Below are 18,831 nucleotides of genomic sequence, written 5' to 3' on the forward strand. Positions count from 1 at the left end.
TCAAGTTGACGATTTGGCGACGCTCTTAGCGCAATGCGCCCGTTTGGGCAAGGCGTCGCGTTCCCCTGGCTCAAATCTCCCGCTGCATCATGCCTTCGGGATTTGTGAGCCCTTCATTGATCGCGTCCTCCGCGAAGGAATAGAGCGCGAGATCGTCGGCCAGGAGATCGTTGACGATGCCAATCTTCGCGAGGTTCGACGCCAGCGTCTTGACGCTCTGAAAGACGACCGGCTCTTCATCGCCAAGTATGTTGACGCCCACGGCCCCGGCCAGAAGGTCCTTGAAAAGGGCGAAGCGCTCCCTGGTCCCGACGACCTCGAAATCCGCGAGACTGTCGAGCGCCTTGGAGACATTCGCATGTTTGGGCGGCTCGTCGACGTCGCAGCCGAAGACTTTCGTCATGGGGCTCATCAACTCGCGGCGCTGCTGTTCTGTCGAGGCGCGGAACGCGCTGGTGAGCGCCTTGACGTCGTTGAACGGGAGGTCCCGCGCGAATTCGAGCAGATTGCGCGCGCCGGTCGTGTATTGCGCGAAGGACTCGGCGTCGCCTTCCCGGACGAGGAAATTGAAGAAATAGAGCCGCTCAGCCAGCTCTTCATGCGGCTCCCGCAACAGCGCCGCGCGCACATATCCCTTTTCCTTGAGCAGATCGTTATAGCGCATGAGCACGGACCGGCCGGAGATGAAGATCGATTGATTGTACGGATTGGCGATGATCGCGACCGTCGTCTCGAGGCCATTGCGCTCGGAATTCATATAGGCGAGCGAAAAGCGGTTCTTGATTTCGTTGACGATGCGCCGTTGTGGGATGACCGAACAGTCGAACAGGAATATCTTGCGCGCAACGTCGAGATCGGCCTGAAAGCGTCGATAGATGGGAAGCCGCGTCGCGGCCTCGACGATCTCCAGATCCCTGATGTTCGGGAGGTCCGGGATAAGGTCGGTCGAAATGGCGAAGCCGCATTCGCCCGTCGCGTGCAGGCCAAGATCCCGAATGCCCTCGCGCAATACATTGGCGCGCAGCTCGATGTCCTCCCGACCCGGGATCGAGACAATGAAAAGCGGGACGGACGACGGATTGTCGGGCGCAAGCCAGCCTGAAATCGTGTCGCCGCTGTCAATATCGATGATGAAATGCATCCGGGACGGTTTGCCTTAGAGGAGCTCTCTTTGCGCTTCGACGCCTCTGGAGGCAGGACGCCGCATCGTCGAGATGCGCGGTCGAATTGACGATTTAGTACCTGATAAACCTTTGGACCTCAAGGCTGGCGCATCGCCGCGACGCGCGGTAAAGGGGGCGCTCGCGGCCGCGCCGGGAGAAATGTAGATTGCGTATTGTCATCCTCGGCGGCTCCAATTCCGGTCCGAAGAACGGGTGGGCGGCGAGCCTCGCCGAAATCGCCCCCGAGCACAGGATCGAGAACAGGTTTCTCGGCGCCGTCGGCTCCCTCTTCGGCCTGCTTCGCCTTCTCAAAATGCAGCAGGAGCGCGGCGAAAAGCCCGACGTCGTCGTCTTCGAATATGCGCTCAACGATTCTTTGTGGCTGCTTGGCGGCAACATCACGATGAAGCTCGTGGAGGAGGCGCTTCACGACGTCGCCACGCTCTGTTCGCGCGAGGGCATAAGGCTTCTATTTCTCTGTCTCTGCCTGCGGCCGCCCGAGGCGACGGGCGAAGCCGAACTGTCGCAGATCATGAATCATCTTTATCGCAGCGTCGCGACAGCCCGCGGCGTTGCGGATTGCCTTCTGCAGATCGACATTCTCGGCGAGATCGCGCAAAGCCAATATATCGACTCCGCGCATATCGGTCCGGACCCCTCGATGAAGGTGGCGCAGGCCGTGGCGGCGCGTCTGCGCGAACCGATCCCCGTTCCACGCGGCGGCGGGCGGGGGCTGAGTTTCGCCTATCTGAACTCCGAGGAGGGACGCATCGACGGCCCCGGCGAGCGCATGTCGATCCAAACCAGCGTCTTCGAAGGTCCGTCCGTCACGTTGCGGCGGGGCGGCGCCTGCGTCTTCGAAACGAAGGGACGCCTCGTCGCCCTGCTGCTGCGTTCGACCGAAGAGAGCGGCTCCTACACGATCCGGGCGGGCGACAGCGTCCTGCGCAAGAATGCGCAGTCCCTCGCGCGCGAGAACGTTCCCAATCTCATGGCTCTGCATTATGTGACGGCGGAGCTTCCCGAAGCCCCGCGCGCCTCGATCGAAATGACGGGCTCTGAAGAGGCGCTGACGGCGGCGCCCTACGATCTCACCCTTATGGATGGGCCGCCGCTCGTTCCCTTTGGCGAGCAGACTCTCGAACTCGCCGGGGCGATGGTCCGTCGGCGGCGCAGTTGGCTGGACAAGGCGAAGGCGCGGCTGTTTCGCGATTGACGCGGCCGGGCCGTCCGCCGGCGCGCGCCTTGAAGAAATCAGGCCGCCAACATGCGCTGAACCTCGGTCACGAGGTCGCGCAGATGGAAGGGCTTGGAGAGGATCTTGGCCTGACGCGGGGCCTGATTGTCGGGATTGAGGGCGACGGCCGCGAAGCCGGTGATGAACATCACCTTGATGTCGGGATCGAGCTCGGTCGCGCGGCGGGCCAGCTCGATTCCATCCATCTCGGGCATGACGATGTCGGTGAGGAGCAGCTCGAACGGCTCGACGCGAAGCTGGTCGTAGGCCGAGAGGCCGTTGTCGAAGGACGTCACGGAAAAACCCGCCTGCTGCAACGCCTTGACCAGGAAACGACGCATATCGTTGTCGTCCTCGGCTAGCAGGATTTTTGCCGTCAACCGATCGTTCATCGCAGTCCTCGCGGGTTTTTTTTCATACAGCCGAAGTTTCGTAAATATCAGGTGAAACTTGGGCCGCGTCACGTTAACTTAGGAGGCTATATATTTGAAATTCGCGGAGCGTGACCAGCCGGACGGCCATCGCCTGCTGTTATGATGGGTGGCAGCCGGGCGAAGCCAAGGCGGAACGATCTAATGAATGGGGTAGAATCAGCGCCGGGAGAAGGGGGCGCGGCCTGCGAACCGCACGAGCCCGAGCTTACGCCGGCTTTCGATGTCGTCGAGCCCGAGGAGCTGCTGTCGCCGCTGGTTTTCTCCTCCCCGCATTCCGGACGGATCTATCCGGCGCGTTTTCTCTCCGCGGCCCGGCTCGACGCGGCGTCGCTCCGCCGGTCTGAGGACGCCTATGTCGACGAGCTGTTCGCGGCGTCCCGCGCCGTGGGCGCGCCGATGCTGCGCGCGCTTTTCCCAAGGGCCTATCTCGACCTCAATCGCGAGCCCTATGAGCTCGACCCCAAATTATTCGACGGCCCGCTGCCGTCCTTCGCCAACGCCCGCTCGCTGAGGGTGGCGGCGGGGCTCGGCACCATCCCCCGCGTCGTCGCGGATGCGCGCGAGATCTACGCCGCCCGAATCCCGCTCGACGAAGCGTTGCGCCGGATCGAGGCGCTCTACAAGCCTTATCACGCGACGCTTCGCATGCTCATGGAGCGCGCGCAGCGGCGTTTCGGCTTCGCGGTGCTCGTCGATTGCCATTCCATGCCCTCGACCAGCGTGCGCGAGGCCGCGCGCGCTGAAAAGAAGCGTATCGATTTTGTTATCGGCGACCGCTACGGAGCCAGCGCCGCGCCCGGCGTCATCGACGGAGTCGAGACGCGGCTGCGGGCGAGGGGCTATTTCGTGCAACGCAACCGGCCCTATGCAGGCGGCTTCATCACCGAGCATTTCGGCCGGCCGGCGGCGGGCTGGCACGCGCTTCAGATAGAGATTTCCCGCGGACTCTATATGGATGAGGCGACGCTGGAGAAGAATGCGCGTTTCGCCTCTGTCGTCGCCGATCTTTCGGAGATCGTCGCCGGGCTCGCACAGGATGTCGAGCAGGATGAAACCCTCGGCGGCTCCCGCCGCATGGCCGCCGAGTAGAACTCCGTCCGCTTCGCTGGAGAGGCAATGACCGTCGTCGATTTCGAACGTTTCGTGGAGGAGCTCGCCGACGTCTCGGGCGAGGCGATCATGCCGTTTTTCCGCACGGCCATCGCCGCGGACGACAAGGCGCATGGCGGCGTCTTCGATCCGGTGACGGAGGCCGACCGCGCCGCCGAACTTTCCATGCGTCGCCTGATCGAACGCGCCTTTCCGGGCCACGGAATCATCGGCGAGGAGTTCGGCGCGAAAAATGAGAATGCCGAATATGTCTGGGTCCTTGATCCGATCGACGGCACCAAGAGCTTCATTTCGGGCTTTCCCACCTGGGGCACGCTGATCGGCCTGCAGCATCACGGCCGGCCTTGCTATGGGCTGATGCACCAGCCCTTCACCCGCGAGCGCTTCCATGGCGACGGCGAGGCGGCCTATTGGCGCGGGCCTTCTCGCCATGGCAAGGCGCAGGAGGAGCGGCGAAAGCTCGTCGTGCGCCCATGTGCGAAGCTCTCGCAGGCGACGCTGATGACGACCTCCCCCTTGCTGATCGAACCGGGATTGCGCGAGAGCTTTCACCGCGTCGAGGCGGAGGTGCGGCTCTCGCGCTATGGCGGCGATTGCTACGCCTATTGCGCGCTGGCCGCGGGCCATGTCGATCTCGTCATCGAGGCGGGACTCAACGCCTATGACATCGTCGCGCTGATCCCGATCATCGAAGGCGCGGGGGGCGTGGTGACGACCTGGGACGGCGGCGATCCGTCAAAGGGCGGCGCGATCGTCGCGGCGAGCGACAGAGCGCTGCACGAGGCGGCGGTTCGGTTGTTGGGTGGGTAGAGGAAGCGCGTCCACCCTTAGGTTAGCCTGATTACGCCTGATTTATTGAGACAGCCAAAGCAAAAGTAGCGTCACGACGCCGAAGGCGCGCGGCGACCGTGACATTCTATAACGGGTCCAAGATTCCGGTCGATATTTTCCGGATCGGCTAACGCTGACGCGCTTACCCGTTATATCCGCCGCGAATGATGGCGGCCTCTCACATGCGCAATGCCTAGCAATAAAATGCCTAGCAATAAAAAGTGCTGTCGCGCCTGCGCTTTACTTAAATCCAACGCTGCGTCAACATCCCCTCGGCTGGGAAACTCCAATACGTCTTTTAAGGAGTTCGCCTCATGCAAGACGCTTCGATCGACTCTCGCCAAGTCGAAAAACCGAGCGAGAATGGTGGAAAGGCCGGCTGGTTGCGCGGCCGTCTGCCTTATCTCGTCGTCCTGGCGCTCGCAATATTGGGCGTCGCTTATACGAGCGCGACGGGCCGTCCGTTATACGGCTATTGGGAATTTCTGGCTCTGGCGATCGGCGCGGCCTGCGTCGCATTGGGATGGCGCCGGGCGAACGACGCCGAGGCGCGCAGGCGGCTTATGACGACGCAGGCGCTGCATTGGCTCGCCTTCTTGATCGCAATGAACATTCTCTTGTGGCCGGCGGTGAATACTTTCCTCAACGGGCCGGCGACGGGGTTGGCGCTCTTGCTCCTGCTGGCCCTCGGGACTTTTGTCGCCGGCGTTTATGTGTCCTCTGACATCGCAATCCTCGGCGTTGTTCTCGCCTTGAGCGTACCCGCGCTGGCGTGGCTGAAGCAGTCGGCGCTGGTCCTGGCGCTGCTGGGACTGGTGATCGGCGGTCTGGCTGTCTTCTTTCGTCCAGAGTCGAGTCAAGGCAAAGTGACAGGCTAGCCCTTACGGCGCAGGCACAAGAGCGGTGCAGGCCCAAGAGCGGTGCAGGGGGCGAAATGAAGAGCGCCTTTCCGTCTTCGAGCGGCGACGTGCAGAGTAGCGACGCTCCGGCGTGGGCGCGACGGGCCTTTATCGTCGCCGGGATTTTGTTCGCCGCGTCATTCGGCATCGTGGCGCTGTGGCGGCTCAATGATTTGCTGCCGGTCGCCTTCGCAACGGTCTTGCTTTCCGTCGCCTGGCGCGGAGCCGCCGAAGGTCTCGCCAAGCGCTTCGGGCTGTCGCCGGGCGTCTGGCTTCTTTTGGTCGCGCTCGGCCTATGTGGCTTCGGCGCTCTCTCCATTATGCTTTTCGGCCGCCAGTTGATGCAGCAATACGATGAAATGGCCCTCGATATTCCGGCCGCCATCGCGCTCATCAGGAAAGCGGTCGAAGAGCACCCTTGGGGACGCTTTGTCGAAGCGGCGATAGGTTGGGATTCCGTCAAGTCGATAACGCCGGTCGCCCGGCAGCTCGGAGCGATTTTGGGCTCGCTGGGGAGCGCGCTCGCTTTTGCCGTTTCGGGGATTATCGGCGCGGCCTATCTGGTCTCCGATCCGCAGGGACATATTGCCGGCGTGCTCTCCCTGACGCCGCCGTCATACCGTGGCAGGATGTCCGCGTTCCTGGAACGATCGGGCTCCTCGCTACGTCAGTGGCTCGTCATCCAGCTTTACGTCGTCGCCATGAACGCTGCATTCGCAGGCGCGGCGCTCTGGGCTTTCAATGTTCCCGCGCCATTGGCGCTCGCTTCGATCAGCGGGCTTCTCGCCTTCATTCCCTATTTCGGATCGATCGTGGCGATCGTCGTCGCCGGATTGGTCGCTCTTCCGCATGGGATTGGAACCGCCGCGCTCGCCGCACTGGCGGTGGGAGGCGCGAGCTTCATTGAAGGCTATTTGATCACGCCGATCTTGCAGAGCCGTTCGCTGATGGTCCGGCCGGTGGTGTTGCTCTTTTTCCTGCTCGTCTTCGGCAAGATCTACGGGGCGATTGGCGTCGCTTTAGCGGTGCCTGCGACAGTCGTTCTTTATGTCGCCTGGGATGTGTTCCTCAATAAATGATAACGGCGGAACGCCAGCTATGCCCTCCCCATTCCCGGCACAAAGGCGTCGAACGCTTTCCAGAACTGCTCCCGCAATTCGTCGCGCTCCATCAAAATTTCATGCTTGGCGCCGGGGATCGGCACGAGCGCGCCATTATTGAGATTCTGCGCGAAACGTTCGATGGCGGGGTTGGACACGACATTTTCCAGGCCGGCCGAGTAGGCGAGGATGGGCGTGCGGATGCTGCGCGCATATTCGGGCGCGGCGAAGCGGTTCATCAGTCGGAAGGCTGCGTTGACCCAGCCGATCGTGGGGTCGCCGATGACGAGGGACGGAGCGGCGCGCACAATGCCGGCGTTGCGCGCGAAGCGAACGGGATCGGTCGTCAGCTTGTTTCCCTCGAACGGCAGTTCGAGATAATTCCTCCCGCCGCCGAAAGGAATAAACTGGCCGCCGAGGCCCAGCATGTCGAGCGTATCCGCGAGCCAGCGCGCGCCGCGCGGAAAGACGAGATTGGCGAGATCGACCATTGGCGCTGTGACGACCATGCGCTCGAAGGGCGGACGGCTGGAATGGGCCATGTCCAGCATGATCGCGCCGCCCATTGAATGGGCGAGGGCGAACCAGGGCTGCGGCCTCGGCGCGAGCACTTGCGCGACGAAAACTTCCAGATCGCGCTGATATTGGGAAAAGTCGTCGACATGACCCTTGCGCGGATCGTCCAATTCGCGCTCCGAACCCGCCTGACCGCGCCAGTCGAGCGCAACGACGTCGAAGCCGCGCTGGCGCAGGTCTTCGATCGTCTCGAAATATTTCTCGATGAATTCATTGTGGCCCTGGAAGACCGCGACCGTCCCCCGCGCGGAGCCGGGGGCAGGGAAGGTCGCGGCGCGCAGGCGCGCGCCGTCATAGCTTTTCAATTGATGGACGAGGGCGCCGTCGGGGATGGGATTTTCCGGCGTCGCGACCAGTTCCAGCATGTCTTCTCCGTGGCGCCGAGCGCATTACGCAAAAAAGCGACAAGCGCGCGAGCGCAGCCGAATCTCAGGCCGGCATAGTGCATCTTCGGCGCAATGTCGAAAAGCGCGGCGGGCGTGGCTCGGGTGGTCACATGGATTTTAGCCGGGATCGCCAGAAATGCGCGCGAAGCGAAGCGCTTAGCGACGCCTGCCGGGCGGCGCCGGCGCTCACGCGCAATTTCAGTTCCCGCAAAAGGCGGCGAGGCGTTCCGGCTCGGCGATATTCATCTTGCCGCTGATGATCGCCTTGACCGCGCCGGTCTCGTCTATGAGGTAATGGGTCGGCGTCACGACGCCGCCTTCCTTGGTCAGGCCATAGAATGCGACGGCCGCTTTCGCCTTGTCGGGTTCCGCGTTCACCGTGTCGGCGATGCGGTAGATCTTCCAGGGCAGGCCGTAGGTTCTGAACTTGGCGAGATCTTTCGGATAGTCTTTCCGCATGGACGAGACGAAGACGACGTTCCAGCGATCGGGGCAGGCTTTCGCCAGAGCCTTATAGCCCGGCGCCTCGGCCAGGCAGTTGGGACACCAATGCGCCCAGATCGAGACGAAGGTCGGCCTGCCATTACCCATTGTCGCGCGCAGGTCGAAAGGCTGGCCCTTTTCGTCCACGAGATCGATCTGGCGCAGCGAGGATTTCATTTCCTCTTCGGTGGCCATCCGCTCGACCTTCATGCCCAATATCTCGGCCCTCGCGGGCGCGACGGCGAAGAGGAGCGCGAACAGGGTCTTCAGAAAGCGCGCCATTTGAATTTCCTTGTCGACCATCTTGCGGCATGGCGACCTTCGGGAAGGGAAACCGGGCGGCGGCCGCCACCCGGTTGTTATGTCGATGAAGCCGGACGTTTTCAGAACTTCACATTTGTCGCCACGTAAACGTTCCGGCCCATGCCAGGAACCGGAATGCCCCAGGCCGGCGCGCCGGCGCCGTTGCCCGACATGGTGGCGCCGTAGCCGACATAGGCGCCGCCCAGAGGCTGATAATAGAAGGCGTTGAAGATGTTTTCCACGCCGACGTCGAAGCGGACGTTACGCCATTCATAGCTGCTGCGCCAATTGAACAGCGTGTAGCCGTAGGTCTTCAGCTCGTTGCGAGCCTGCTCGATATTGGCCTTGGCGCCGACCACCTGCATTTCGACCAGATTGGTCAATCCGCCGAACTTCTGCTCGAGCGACAGCTTCGTGTTGACCGGCATGATCTGATAGAGATTGCCCCCCGTCGCGATATTCTGCCCGTTGACGTAGCTGAGGATTCCTCGGGCCGTGAAGTCGCCGAGCGGCGTGTTCCGCGCGAGAACCGCATGGCCGGAGAGATCCGCGCCGAAAAGGCGGGCGTCCTGATTGACGAACTGGAGAAAGACGAAGCCGTATGTCGTCACCAGATTGTTGCGCGTCGTCGGCGTGTTCCCGCAGACAGAGAGCGGGCAGCGCTGAACGTCGATGAAGTTGGAGACGTAGGTGAAGTAGGGCGTGAAGCGAATTCCCCGCTGGTTGGCCTCGTCATGCCAGTCCGCCGTCGCGCTGACCGTATTCGCGACTTCCGGCTTCAGGTTGAGATTACCGACATAGAAATTTCCGTCGCCGAACCAGCCGATCATTTCCGCCGGCATGGTGGCCGGCGACCAGGAGTAGCGTTCGTAGAGATTGGGCGACCGGCTCTTGAGCGAATAGCCGAGCGAGAAGGTCAGCGCGGCGTTCGGCGTATAGGTCGCCTGCGCGGTCGCGTTCCAGTTCTGATCCGTGCGGGCGCGGTTGGAAATGTTGAACATCGTGGCCGGGAAAAGAGGCGCGGAGTCGTACATCATGACGTTGTAGCCATGCACGGGACCGGCGTTCATCCATACCGTGTCGCTGCGCAGGCCCACCAGCGTCAGCCATTGGGGGCTCCAGCGCGACTCGAGTTCGGCGAAAGCGTCGAAGCGGTCGCGCCGCCCGTCATTGATGGCGATGAAGGCGGCCGGCGCCATGCCGCCGGACGTTTTGCCGGCCGGCAGCACGAAGGGCGACGGCGGCCACCATTCATTATAGCGATATTGCTGATATTCCGCGCCCAGGCGCAGATTGTGAATATTGAACAGGGGAATGTCGGCCTTGGCCTTCACGCCGGTGTTCTGCGCCTTGGTCTCCATCGGCATGCCGGGAGCGAGGACGTTGTTGAGCGCGCCGTAGTAATATTGTTTGTCCGGGCCGAAATCCATGCCGTGACGGACGGTCTGATGGTAGAACTGCCCCTCAAGCAAGCCCCAGTCATACTGCCCGTTATAGCGGACGCTCCCCTGAACGCTGCGGTTCAGCGTCATGTCCATGCGCTGGTTCGGGAAGTTCTGATAGGGAATGTGCTGAAAGCCGACATTCACCTGAAGCTGATGGTTCTCGTGGCGGAAGGCGAGGCTGACGTCGTGATTTTGCGCCTGATAGGAGGTCGAGCCGACCTCGCTCCCTGAAAGCCATGGCGTGAACTGGTTCAGGCGCGTCAGCGGCAGCGGGACGAATGAGAAGGCGTAGCCGGCCGGCTTGAAGGCTGCGGCCGCGTGGTAATTCTCGGACCGCGAATAGGAGCCGTTATAGGTGACGCTGAATCGGTCCGTCGCCGCCGTCGCGGAGAGATGGCCGCCATAGCCATTGCCGTTGCTGCGATAGAAGGCGCCGACTTCTCCTTTCAGCAGGACCGGCTTGCCGTCCACGTCGAAAGCGAGGGGAGACGGCTCGTTCGCCGTCTGGCCGGGAGCGGCTTTTCCGGAAGAGGCGAAGACGGGCGATGGCGGGTCGACAATGATGGCGCCGCCAATGCTGTCGCCGCCGACGCTCACGGGAACGACGCCCGAATAGACCTGAATTTTTCCGACCTGCGACGGAGAAACGTAAGAGAGCGGCGGATTCATGTGATTGGCGCAGGCCGACGCCGCCGGGATGCCGGACACGAGCACGTTCAGCCGATCGTCCGCCAGACCGTGAATGGCGGGCAGGCGCGAGACGCCGCCGGCTTCATACCAGCTCACGCCGGGCGTGTTCCGCAGGAGCTGCACGGTATCCACGGCCGCCGGCCGTTCGTCGGCGATTTGGCGCTGATCGATAATTGTCGCGCCGACCGGCTTTGCGGGCTGCGCGAAAGCCGGGATCGCCTGCGGCGGGGCGGCGGCGGGCGCTGAACGCGTGGCGGCGGTTCTGCGCGCCGCCGCGATGGTGATGTCGGGTAGGGGGGTCTGAGCCAGCACGGCATTTTCGGCGCCGGCAAGCAAGACAATAGCGATCGCGCCGGCGGATGCGCCGCGCGTCAGGGCATGACGTGACATAACAAGATTCTCCCGATCCGCCGGGGTGCGGCGGCTAAATAGCGATTGGTCGGTTCTTCAGGGGATCAGGAGAAAAGCGGCGGCGCGCGCGCCGGATGCGCGGCGCGCCATCGTGCGGCGGGCGCCGTGAAGCGACGCGGGAAAACAATGGCGATCTCGCCTGCGCGAACCGGCGGCGCAAGGAAGCCGGGGCGCGCGTCGACGATCGATCCGAAGACGCAGGCGAGACAGGCCTCGCAATCATTCGTAACTCGAGTCGCGGGCGCGCGGGTTTCGCCGCCCGGCGCCGCGACGCCGGCTGCTTTGCATTTCTGGCCGAGGGCCGCGCCGCTATGCGAGCGCGCGCCCTGCGCATGAAGCGCCGGCCCCTGCGCGACAAAGAACAGCGCCATCGCCAGCGCAAGGGCGCTTCGCGCCCAACTGGCGAATCCGACGCCGCGCGTCTTCGCGCTGAAAATATGGCCCCCTCGATTCCGCATGAAGCCAAGCTAGCAGCTACGCGCGCTGCTCAGCATGCGACAAAGTCACCGAGACGATTGATATGCTTGAAGTGTGCTCTTTGAGCAACTTGATTTGATTTTAGGCAAGCGGCGTGCGCGGCGACCCTCTTGAAATCCGCAAAGGCGTTTCCCACCTCGTACTCAGCGCGGGCCATACAGGACGCGCGGAAAGGCGCGGCGCGTTATGCAGCGCGCCGCATGTCGCTTCTCATGGAGGATATGTCATGCGTCACTTCGATCTTTCGCCCCTCTATCGTCAGACCGTGGGCTTCGATCGTCTCTTCAACCTTCTCGATCAGGCGGGCGGCGTCGATTCCGCCTCCACCTATCCGCCTTACAATATCGAGCGGACCGGCGAGAACGCCTATCGCGTTACGCTCGCGGTCGCGGGGTTCGCCCGCGATGAGCTGACGATCGAGACGAAAGAGAACGCGCTGTCGATCAAGGGCTCGAAAGAGCAATCGCAGCCGTCGGCGGGTCGCGAGATGCTTCATCAGGGCATCGCCGCACGCGCTTTCGAGCGTCGATTCCAACTCGCCGACCACGTCGTCGTGACGGGCGCGAGCCTTGTCAATGGTCTGCTGCATGTCGATCTCGTCCGCGAGATTCCCGAGGCGCAGAAACCGCGCCGCATCGAGATCGGCGGCTCAGCCGCTCCGCAGGTCGTGGAGTCGAAAGCCGCGTAAAAATTCAAACGCGCGAGATGCGAGAGGCGCCCGTTCGGGCGCCTCTTTTTGTTTTTTATTCCTTCGGCATCGCCACGCTTTGCGGCGTCTTCCCGCCTGCGGGGGCGTGGGCGGTCGAGGTTGCGGGCGTCGAAGGCGTCACGACGGTCACGCCCTCCGACGCTTTCGGCGGGACGATTGCGCGATGCGATCCGCCGGTTGAGCGAGCGGCGGTCGTACGCGGAGCGGGCGCGGGCGCCGGCGCTTCCGGCGACTTCGCGGCGTGGGTCACGGGCGCCGGCTTGGCAGTCGGTTCGGTCTTGGCGGTCGGTTCGGCCTTGGCGGTCGGTTCGCGCTTGGCGTCTACTGGCTTTTTCGGCTCCGCCAGTCTGGCCGTCGCCGGCGTTTTCGCCGTTTCGACGGGCTTTGCGGCGTCGGCCTTCTCGGCGATCGGCCTCGGCTTCTCGGGGACCCTCGACGCTTCGGCGGGCTTTGACGGTTCCGCCGCTTTGGGCGGCTCCACAGCCTTCGCGGCTTCGGCAGGTTTCGCAATTTCCGCGGGCTTCGCCCATTCGATCGGCTTCGGCGGCTCCGCCGGCTTGTTTTGCGGCTCCGCCGGCTTGGCGGTTTCTACCGGCTTCACGGGCGTCCTGGGCGCGGCCTTGGACGCGGGCGCAGCGATGGGCGTGGGGCTCGAAGGGCGCGCCGTCGGCTCGGTCAATTGAGGCGCGGGCCGGGCCGCCTCCCTGCGAAGAGGTCTGACCGGCTCGGCCGCCGGCTCTTCAGGCGCCGGACGGGCTGCGCGCCGCGTGCGGTCGGGCGCGCGCGTATCTTCCTGCGGCGAGGCGCGGTCGCGGCCGATCTCTTTCACCACCGGATGCGACCCGCCGAGCTGGGGGATGAAATCGTCGTCCCGGCGCGCCTGCCGCTCGACCGGCGGCGGACTTCCCAGGCTGACGGCGTGCAGAATCACGCCTTCAAAGGGATCGATGAAGAAGCGCGTCTCGCCCTCGCGGCGGCTGACGCCCGTCGCGACGATCTGATCGCCCCGACGGCCGAGCGGGCCGACGAGCTGAAATCCCTCGCGCGACAGAATGCGCGCGACCGAGCGCCGCGATGCGTAGCGCGGGCCGTCGAAATCGTCGTCGTCGGGCGGCAGTTCGTAGCGATAGGAGTAGGCGAAGGGCCTGAAATAGAACTGCGCCATCGCGGCGTCGCCGGCCATGGACGCAAGCGCCAGTCCGAACGCCAGCTTGGTTCGCCAGTTCCGCCAAGCAGAAGACATGATCGCTATCCTTAAGATACGGCCCCAATCGTTTTACCATCTTCGCCCCGATTGCGGCGAGCTTTGGACAAGCGGATGGAACCGCCTTCTTCTTGGGCGGTTGCTTGTCACCGGGGCATAAATCTGGCAACTATCGTTGGCGTCGATATGTCAGTCTTGCTGACCTTTCGCCGCCGCTCGCCTGTCGCCAGTCGCCTTTCCCCAAACGCGCCGCCCGTAAATCCGGCGGCTCGGGCCAAATGACTGACGAAGAATGAGGTCTGGCGCGCCTTTTGCCTGACGGCGCGGCGGCCCGACCGGGACGGGCGCAATCGGGCGGCCGGTCAATCGGCCGATCGCAAGCAGGGGCGGGGACGCGCAAGCGCGCTTCTTTCCGCGTCTATCTTGCTCTATGCAGCTTTATTGAACGAGGAAGTGACGGGACGACGGCAACGAAAAGATGCGCCGCGCCACGTCGGGGAGACGCCGCCATGACGAAGGTCGTTGATAATAAGGCCGTGCCGAAGGCCCTCGGCCAGGAGATCGCCATCGGGCGCGATCCCGCCCTGCCGGCCGCGCAGGGGCTTTACGATCCGTCGAAAGAGCATGACTCCTGCGGCGTCGGCTTCGTCGCCAACATGCACAACGCCAAGTCGCACGCCATTGTCGAGATGGGTCTGCAGATCCTTCTCAATCTCGATCATCGCGGCGCCGTCGGCGCGGACCCGAAACTCGGCGACGGTTGCGGCATTCTCGTCCAGATTCCGCATGATTTCTTCAAGTCGGAATGCGCGAAGCTCGGCTTCGAGCTGCCGGCGGCGGGCGAATACGCCATCGGACAGTTCTTCATGCCGCGCGAGCCGGAGGTGCGCGCCAAGGCGAAAGCCATTCTCGAAGAACAGATGAAGGACGAGGGCGTCGTCGTCCTCGGCTGGCGCGATCTGCCGGTGGATTCGAGCGACCTCGGCGAAGCCGTGAAGGCCGTCGAGCCGCATCATATGCAGCTCTTCATCGGCCGCGGTCCCGACGTGAAGGATCACGACGATTTCGAGCGCCGCGTCTATCTCGCGCGCAAGTCGGCCTCGAATGAAATTTACGCGATCGGCAATGGCGGACGCGAATTTTATTCGGTCTCCGTCTCGACGCGCACCATCGTCTATAAGGGCATGGTCCTCGTCTCGCAGCTCGGCGAGTATTTCCTCGACCTCAAGGACGCGCGTTTCGTCTCGGCGATCGCGCTGGTGCATCAGCGCTTCGCGACGAACACCTTCCCGTCCTGGCGCCTCGCGCATCCCTATCGCTTCGTCGCGCATAACGGCGAGATCAACACGCTTCGCGGCAACCTCAACTGGATGGCCGCGCGTCAGGCGTCTGTATCGTCGCCGCTCTTTGGCGACAATATCAGCAAGATCTGGCCGATCTCCTATGAGGGCCAGTCCGACACGGCCTGTTTCGACAATGCGCTCGAATTCCTCGTGCGCGGCGGCTATTCGCTCGCCCATGCGGTGATGATGCTCATCCCCGAAGCCTGGGCCGGCAATCCGTTGATGGACGAGGACCGCCGCGCCTTCTACGAGCACCACGCCGCGCTGATGGAGCCGTGGGACGGCCCCGCCGCCATGGCCTTCACCGACGGGCGCCAGATCGGCGCGACGCTCGACCGCAACGGCCTGCGCCCCGCGCGTTATCTCGTCACCGAGGACGGTCTCGTGGTGATGGCGTCGGAAATGGGCGTGCTGCCCATTCCGCAGGAGAAGATCGTCGCCAAGTGGCGCCTGCAGCCGGGCAAGATGCTGCTCGTCGATCTGGAGCAGGGACGCATCATCTCTGACGACGAGATCAAGAAGGAGCTGTCGCTCTCGCACCCCTATAAGGAGTGGCTGGCGCGCACGCAGATTCAGCTTGAGGAGCTGAAGCCCGTCGAATCGCGCCCGGCGCGCGCCGATGTGGGCTTGCTCGATCGCCAGCAGGCTTTCGGCTACACCGAGGAAGACCTCTACACGCTGATGTTCCCCATGGCCGTCACCGGCCAGGAGGCCGTCGGCTCCATGGGCACGGACACGCCCGTCTCGCCGCTCTCCGACAAGGAGAAGCTGCTCTACACCTATTTCAAGCAGAACTTCGCGCAGGTGACCAATCCGCCGATCGATCCGATCCGCGAAGAGCTGGTCATGAGCCTCGTGTCCTTCATCGGCCCGCGCCCGAACATTCTCGACCATGAGGGTTCGGCCAACAAGAAGCGGCTCGAGGTGCGCCAGCCGATCCTCGCCAATGAGGATCTCGAGAAGATCCGCTGGATCGGCATGGTCGAGGACAGCTTCGACACCAAGACGCTCGAAATCTCCTACGATTCGAGCAAGGGTGCGGCGGGCATGCGCGACGCGATCCAGCGCCTGTGCCAGCGCGCCGAGGACGCGGTCAACGGCAAATACAACATCATCATCCTGTCCGACCGCATGGTGGGACCGGACCGCATTCCGATTCCCGCGCTGCTCGCGACGGCGGCGGTGCATCACCACCTCATCCGCAAGGGGCTGCGCACCTCGGTCGGCCTCGTCGTCGAAACCGCCGAGGCGCGCGAGGTGCATCACTTCGCCTGTCTCGCGGGCTATGGCGCGGAGGCGATCAATCCCTATCTCGCCTTCGACACGCTCGAAGCGTCGGTCTCCGAATTCCCCAAGGATGTCGACGCCGATACGGCGATCAAGCGCTACATCAAGGCGCTCGGCAAGGGCCTGCTGAAGGTCATGTCCAAGATGGGCATCTCGACCTATCAGTCCTATTGCGGCGCGCAGATCTTCGACGCGGTGGGACTCGCGCAGAGCTTCGTGGATGAGTTCTTCACGGGCACGACGACGCGCGTCGAAGGCGTCGGTCTCGACGAGATCGCCAAGGAGACCGTGCGCCGTCACCGTCTCGCCTTCGGCGACGCGCCCGTCTACCGCGACGCGCTCGACGTCGGCGGCGACTACGCCTTCCGCATCCGCGGCGAGGCGCATAGCTGGACGCCGCAGACCGTGTCGCTGCTTCAGCACGCGGTGCGCGGCAATGCTCAAGACCAATATCGCGCTTTCGCCAGGGCGCTGAACGAGCAGGATGAGCGCCTGCTCAATCTGCGCGGCCTGTTCCGCATCAAGACCGCCGAAGAAGACGGCCGCAAGCCCGCGCCGCTGGAGGAAGTCGAGTCCGCGACGGAGATCGTGAAGCGATTCGCGACGGGCGCCATGTCCTTCGGCTCGATCTCGCGCGAAGCGCACACGACGCTCGCCATTGCGATGAACCGCATCGGCGGCAAGTCGAATACGGGCGAGGGCGGCGAGCAGCCCGAGCGCTTCAGGCCGCTGCCGAACGGCGACAGCGAGCGCAGCGCGATCAAGCAGGTGGCTTCGGGCCGCTTCGGCGTGACGACGGAATATCTCGTCAATGGCGATATGATCCAGATCAAGATGGCGCAGGGCGCGAAGCCCGGCGAAGGCGGCCAGTTGCCCGGCGACAAGGTCGACGCGGTCATCGCCAAGGTGCGCCATTCGACGCCGGGCGTCGGCCTCATCTCGCCGCCGCCGCATCACGACATCTACTCGATCGAGGATCTCGCGCAGCTCATCTTCGATTTGAAGAATGTGAACCCGAAGGCGGGCGTCTCGGTGAAGCTCGTTTCGGAGGTCGGCGTCGGCACGGTCGCCGCCGGCGTCTCGAAGGGTCGCGCCGATCATGTCACGATCTCGGGCTATGACGGCGGCACGGGCGCTTCGCCGCTGACCTCGATCAAGCATGCGGGTTCGCCCTGGGAAATCGGCCTCGCCGAGACGCATCAGACGCTGGTGCTGAACAATCTGCGTTCGCGTATCGCCGTGCAGGTCGACGGTGGCCTGCGTACGGGCCGCGACGTCATCATCGGCGCGCTGCTGGGCGCCGATGAGTTCGGTTTCTCGACGGCGCCGCTCATCGCCGCCGGCTGCATCATGATGCGCAAGTGCCATCTCAACACGTGCCCCGTCGGCGTCGCGACGCAGGACCCGGTGCTGCGCAAGCGTTTCTCCGGCCAGCCCGAGCATGTCATCAACTTCTTCTTCTTCGTCGCCGAGGAAGTGCGCGAGCTGATGGCGCAGATGGGCTATCGCAGCTTCGACGAGCTCGTCGGCCAGATGCAGATGCTCGACAAGACCAAGGCCATCGCTCACTGGAAGGCGCAGGGCCTCGATTTCTCAAAGCTGTTCCACAAGCCGGAAGGCGAGGGCGCCGCGATCCGACACAGCCAGTCGCAGGATCACGGCCTCGACAAGGTGCTGGACAACAAGCTTATCGAACAGGCGCGACCCGCGCTCGATCGCGGCGCGAAAGTGTCGATCGAGACGGAGGTCATCAACGTCAACCGCACGATGGGCGCGATGCTCTCGGGCGAGGTGGCGCGCATTTACGGCCATGTCGGCCTTCCGGAAGATACGATCAGCATTCGCGCCGTCGGCACGGCGGGCCAGAGTTTCGGCGCCTTCGTCGCGCGCGGCGTCACGCTGCAGCTCGAGGGCGAGGCCAACGACTATGTCGGCAAGGGCCTCTCGGGCGGCAAGCTGATCGTCTATCCCTCCCGTAATGCGCAGAAGATCGATCCGTCGAATTCGATCATCGTCGGCAACACGGTGCTTTACGGCGCCATTGCGGGCGAGTGCTATTTCCGCGGCGTCGCGGGCGAGCGCTTCGCGGTGCGCAACTCGGGCGCCGTCGCCGTCGTCGAGGGCGTGGGCGACCATGGCTGCGAATATATGACCGGCGGCGTGGTGGTGGTGCTCGGCCAGACGGGCCGCAATTTCGCGGCCGGCATGTCGGGCGGCATCGCCTATGTGCTCGACGAGGACGATAATTTTTCGACGCGCTGCAACCTCGCCATGGTCGATCTCGAACCCGTGGGCGCGGAAGAGACGGCGATGACCGAGACCTACCATCAGTCCGGCGATCTCGAGACGCATGGCAAGGTCGACGTGATGTCGGACATGACCCGTTTCGACGCCGAGCGCCTGCGCCAGCTGATCGAACGGCATCTGCGCTACACAGGCTCGACCCGCGCGCGCCAGATCCTTGACGACTGGGAGACCTATCGCGGCAAATTCCGCAAGGTCATGCCGATCGAATATCGCCGCGCGCTGACCGAGATGCAGAAGAAGGCCCAGCCGGGACGGCTGAAGGCGGCGGGCGAGTAAGATTGGCGGGGCAGGCGTCGGGTGAACGCTGTGCACGAGCAAATCCCTCCCCTTTACGGGGAGGGTGGCCCCGCGAAGCGGGGTCGGGTGGGGTAAAACCCCATCAACGTTAGGGCGGCGCGAACCCCACCTGGCGGTCTTCGACCGCCGACCTCCCCGT

At 63.8% G+C, this 18,831-nt stretch carries 14 protein-coding genes; 7 read left to right on the forward strand and 7 right to left on the reverse strand.

Going from position 1 to position 18,831, the window contains the following annotated elements; genetic code table 11:
• Nucleotides 1-70 precede the first annotated feature (70 nt).
• Nucleotides 71-1,141, reverse strand: coding sequence for a hypothetical protein (locus MMG94_RS03045; protein ID WP_016920545.1), 1,071 nt, complete (start codon nucleotides 1,139-1,141; stop codon nucleotides 71-73).
• A gap of 188 nt (nucleotides 1,142-1,329) precedes the next feature.
• Between MMG94_RS03045 and MMG94_RS03050 the strand changes: the two genes are divergently transcribed.
• Nucleotides 1,330-2,379, forward strand: coding sequence for an SGNH/GDSL hydrolase family protein (locus tag MMG94_RS03050; RefSeq protein ID WP_016920544.1), 1,050 nt, complete (start codon nucleotides 1,330-1,332; stop codon nucleotides 2,377-2,379).
• A 38-nt stretch (nucleotides 2,380-2,417) separates the two neighbouring features.
• On the opposite strand, the gene cpdR is transcribed toward MMG94_RS03050, so the two are convergent.
• Nucleotides 2,418-2,792: a cell cycle two-component system response regulator CpdR gene (cpdR, locus tag MMG94_RS03055; RefSeq protein ID WP_016920543.1), complete on the reverse strand. Its 375-nt coding sequence runs from the start codon at nucleotides 2,790-2,792 to the stop codon at nucleotides 2,418-2,420.
• A 183-nt stretch (nucleotides 2,793-2,975) separates the two neighbouring features.
• Between cpdR and MMG94_RS03060 the strand changes: the two genes are divergently transcribed.
• From MMG94_RS03060 to MMG94_RS03075, 4 genes are all read left to right on the forward strand, one after another.
• Nucleotides 2,976-3,923 carry an N-formylglutamate amidohydrolase gene (locus MMG94_RS03060; protein ID WP_016920542.1) on the forward strand — a complete coding sequence of 316 codons (948 nt, stop codon included), beginning with the start codon at nucleotides 2,976-2,978 and terminating at the stop codon, nucleotides 3,921-3,923.
• A 27-nt stretch (nucleotides 3,924-3,950) separates the two neighbouring features.
• Entirely contained in the window at nucleotides 3,951-4,754 is an 804-nt protein-coding gene (gene hisN / locus MMG94_RS03065; protein ID WP_016920541.1) for a histidinol-phosphatase, read from the forward strand.
• 335 nt (nucleotides 4,755-5,089) lie between these two features.
• On the forward strand, nucleotides 5,090-5,653 hold the full coding sequence (locus MMG94_RS03070) for a hypothetical protein (protein WP_016920540.1): 564 nt from the start codon (nucleotides 5,090-5,092) through the stop codon (nucleotides 5,651-5,653).
• 56 nt (nucleotides 5,654-5,709) lie between these two features.
• Nucleotides 5,710-6,753 carry an AI-2E family transporter gene (locus MMG94_RS03075; protein WP_016920539.1) on the forward strand — a complete coding sequence of 348 codons (1,044 nt, stop codon included), beginning with the start codon at nucleotides 5,710-5,712 and terminating at the stop codon, nucleotides 6,751-6,753.
• A gap of 17 nt (nucleotides 6,754-6,770) precedes the next feature.
• On the opposite strand, the gene MMG94_RS03080 is transcribed toward MMG94_RS03075, so the two are convergent.
• The 4 genes from MMG94_RS03080 to MMG94_RS03095 all read right to left on the reverse strand — a co-directional run bounded on the left by MMG94_RS03080 (nucleotide 6,771) and on the right by MMG94_RS03095 (nucleotide 11,526).
• Nucleotides 6,771-7,715 (reverse strand): alpha/beta fold hydrolase, encoded by a 945-nt coding sequence (locus tag MMG94_RS03080; RefSeq protein WP_016920538.1) that lies wholly within the window; start codon nucleotides 7,713-7,715, stop codon nucleotides 6,771-6,773.
• 219 nt (nucleotides 7,716-7,934) lie between these two features.
• Nucleotides 7,935-8,501 carry a TlpA family protein disulfide reductase gene (locus tag MMG94_RS03085; RefSeq protein WP_154420060.1) on the reverse strand — a complete coding sequence of 189 codons (567 nt, stop codon included), beginning with the start codon at nucleotides 8,499-8,501 and terminating at the stop codon, nucleotides 7,935-7,937.
• A 101-nt stretch (nucleotides 8,502-8,602) separates the two neighbouring features.
• Nucleotides 8,603-11,047, reverse strand: a complete 2,445-nt coding sequence (locus tag MMG94_RS03090; RefSeq protein ID WP_016920536.1) for a TonB-dependent receptor — start codon at nucleotides 11,045-11,047, stop codon at nucleotides 8,603-8,605.
• Between the two features lie 65 nt (nucleotides 11,048-11,112).
• Nucleotides 11,113-11,526, reverse strand: coding sequence for a hypothetical protein (locus tag MMG94_RS03095; protein WP_016920535.1), 414 nt, complete (start codon nucleotides 11,524-11,526; stop codon nucleotides 11,113-11,115).
• A gap of 245 nt (nucleotides 11,527-11,771) precedes the next feature.
• Between MMG94_RS03095 and MMG94_RS03100 the strand changes: the two genes are divergently transcribed.
• Entirely contained in the window at nucleotides 11,772-12,233 is a 462-nt protein-coding gene (locus tag MMG94_RS03100) for an Hsp20 family protein (RefSeq protein ID WP_016920534.1), read from the forward strand.
• A 55-nt stretch (nucleotides 12,234-12,288) separates the two neighbouring features.
• On the opposite strand, the gene MMG94_RS03105 is transcribed toward MMG94_RS03100, so the two are convergent.
• Nucleotides 12,289-13,497: a hypothetical protein gene (locus tag MMG94_RS03105; RefSeq protein ID WP_154420059.1), complete on the reverse strand. Its 1,209-nt coding sequence runs from the start codon at nucleotides 13,495-13,497 to the stop codon at nucleotides 12,289-12,291.
• 470 nt (nucleotides 13,498-13,967) lie between these two features.
• On the opposite strand from MMG94_RS03105, the gene gltB reads away from it, so the two are divergent.
• A complete protein-coding gene (gltB, locus tag MMG94_RS03110) occupies nucleotides 13,968-18,671 on the forward strand; it encodes a glutamate synthase large subunit (RefSeq protein ID WP_016920532.1) in 4,704 nt (1,567 codons plus the stop codon).
• Nucleotides 18,672-18,831: the final 160 nt, after the last annotated feature.

The sequence above is a fragment of the Methylocystis parvus OBBP genome, from assembly GCF_027571405.1.
Taxonomy (GTDB): Bacteria; Pseudomonadota; Alphaproteobacteria; order Rhizobiales; family Beijerinckiaceae; genus Methylocystis; species Methylocystis parva.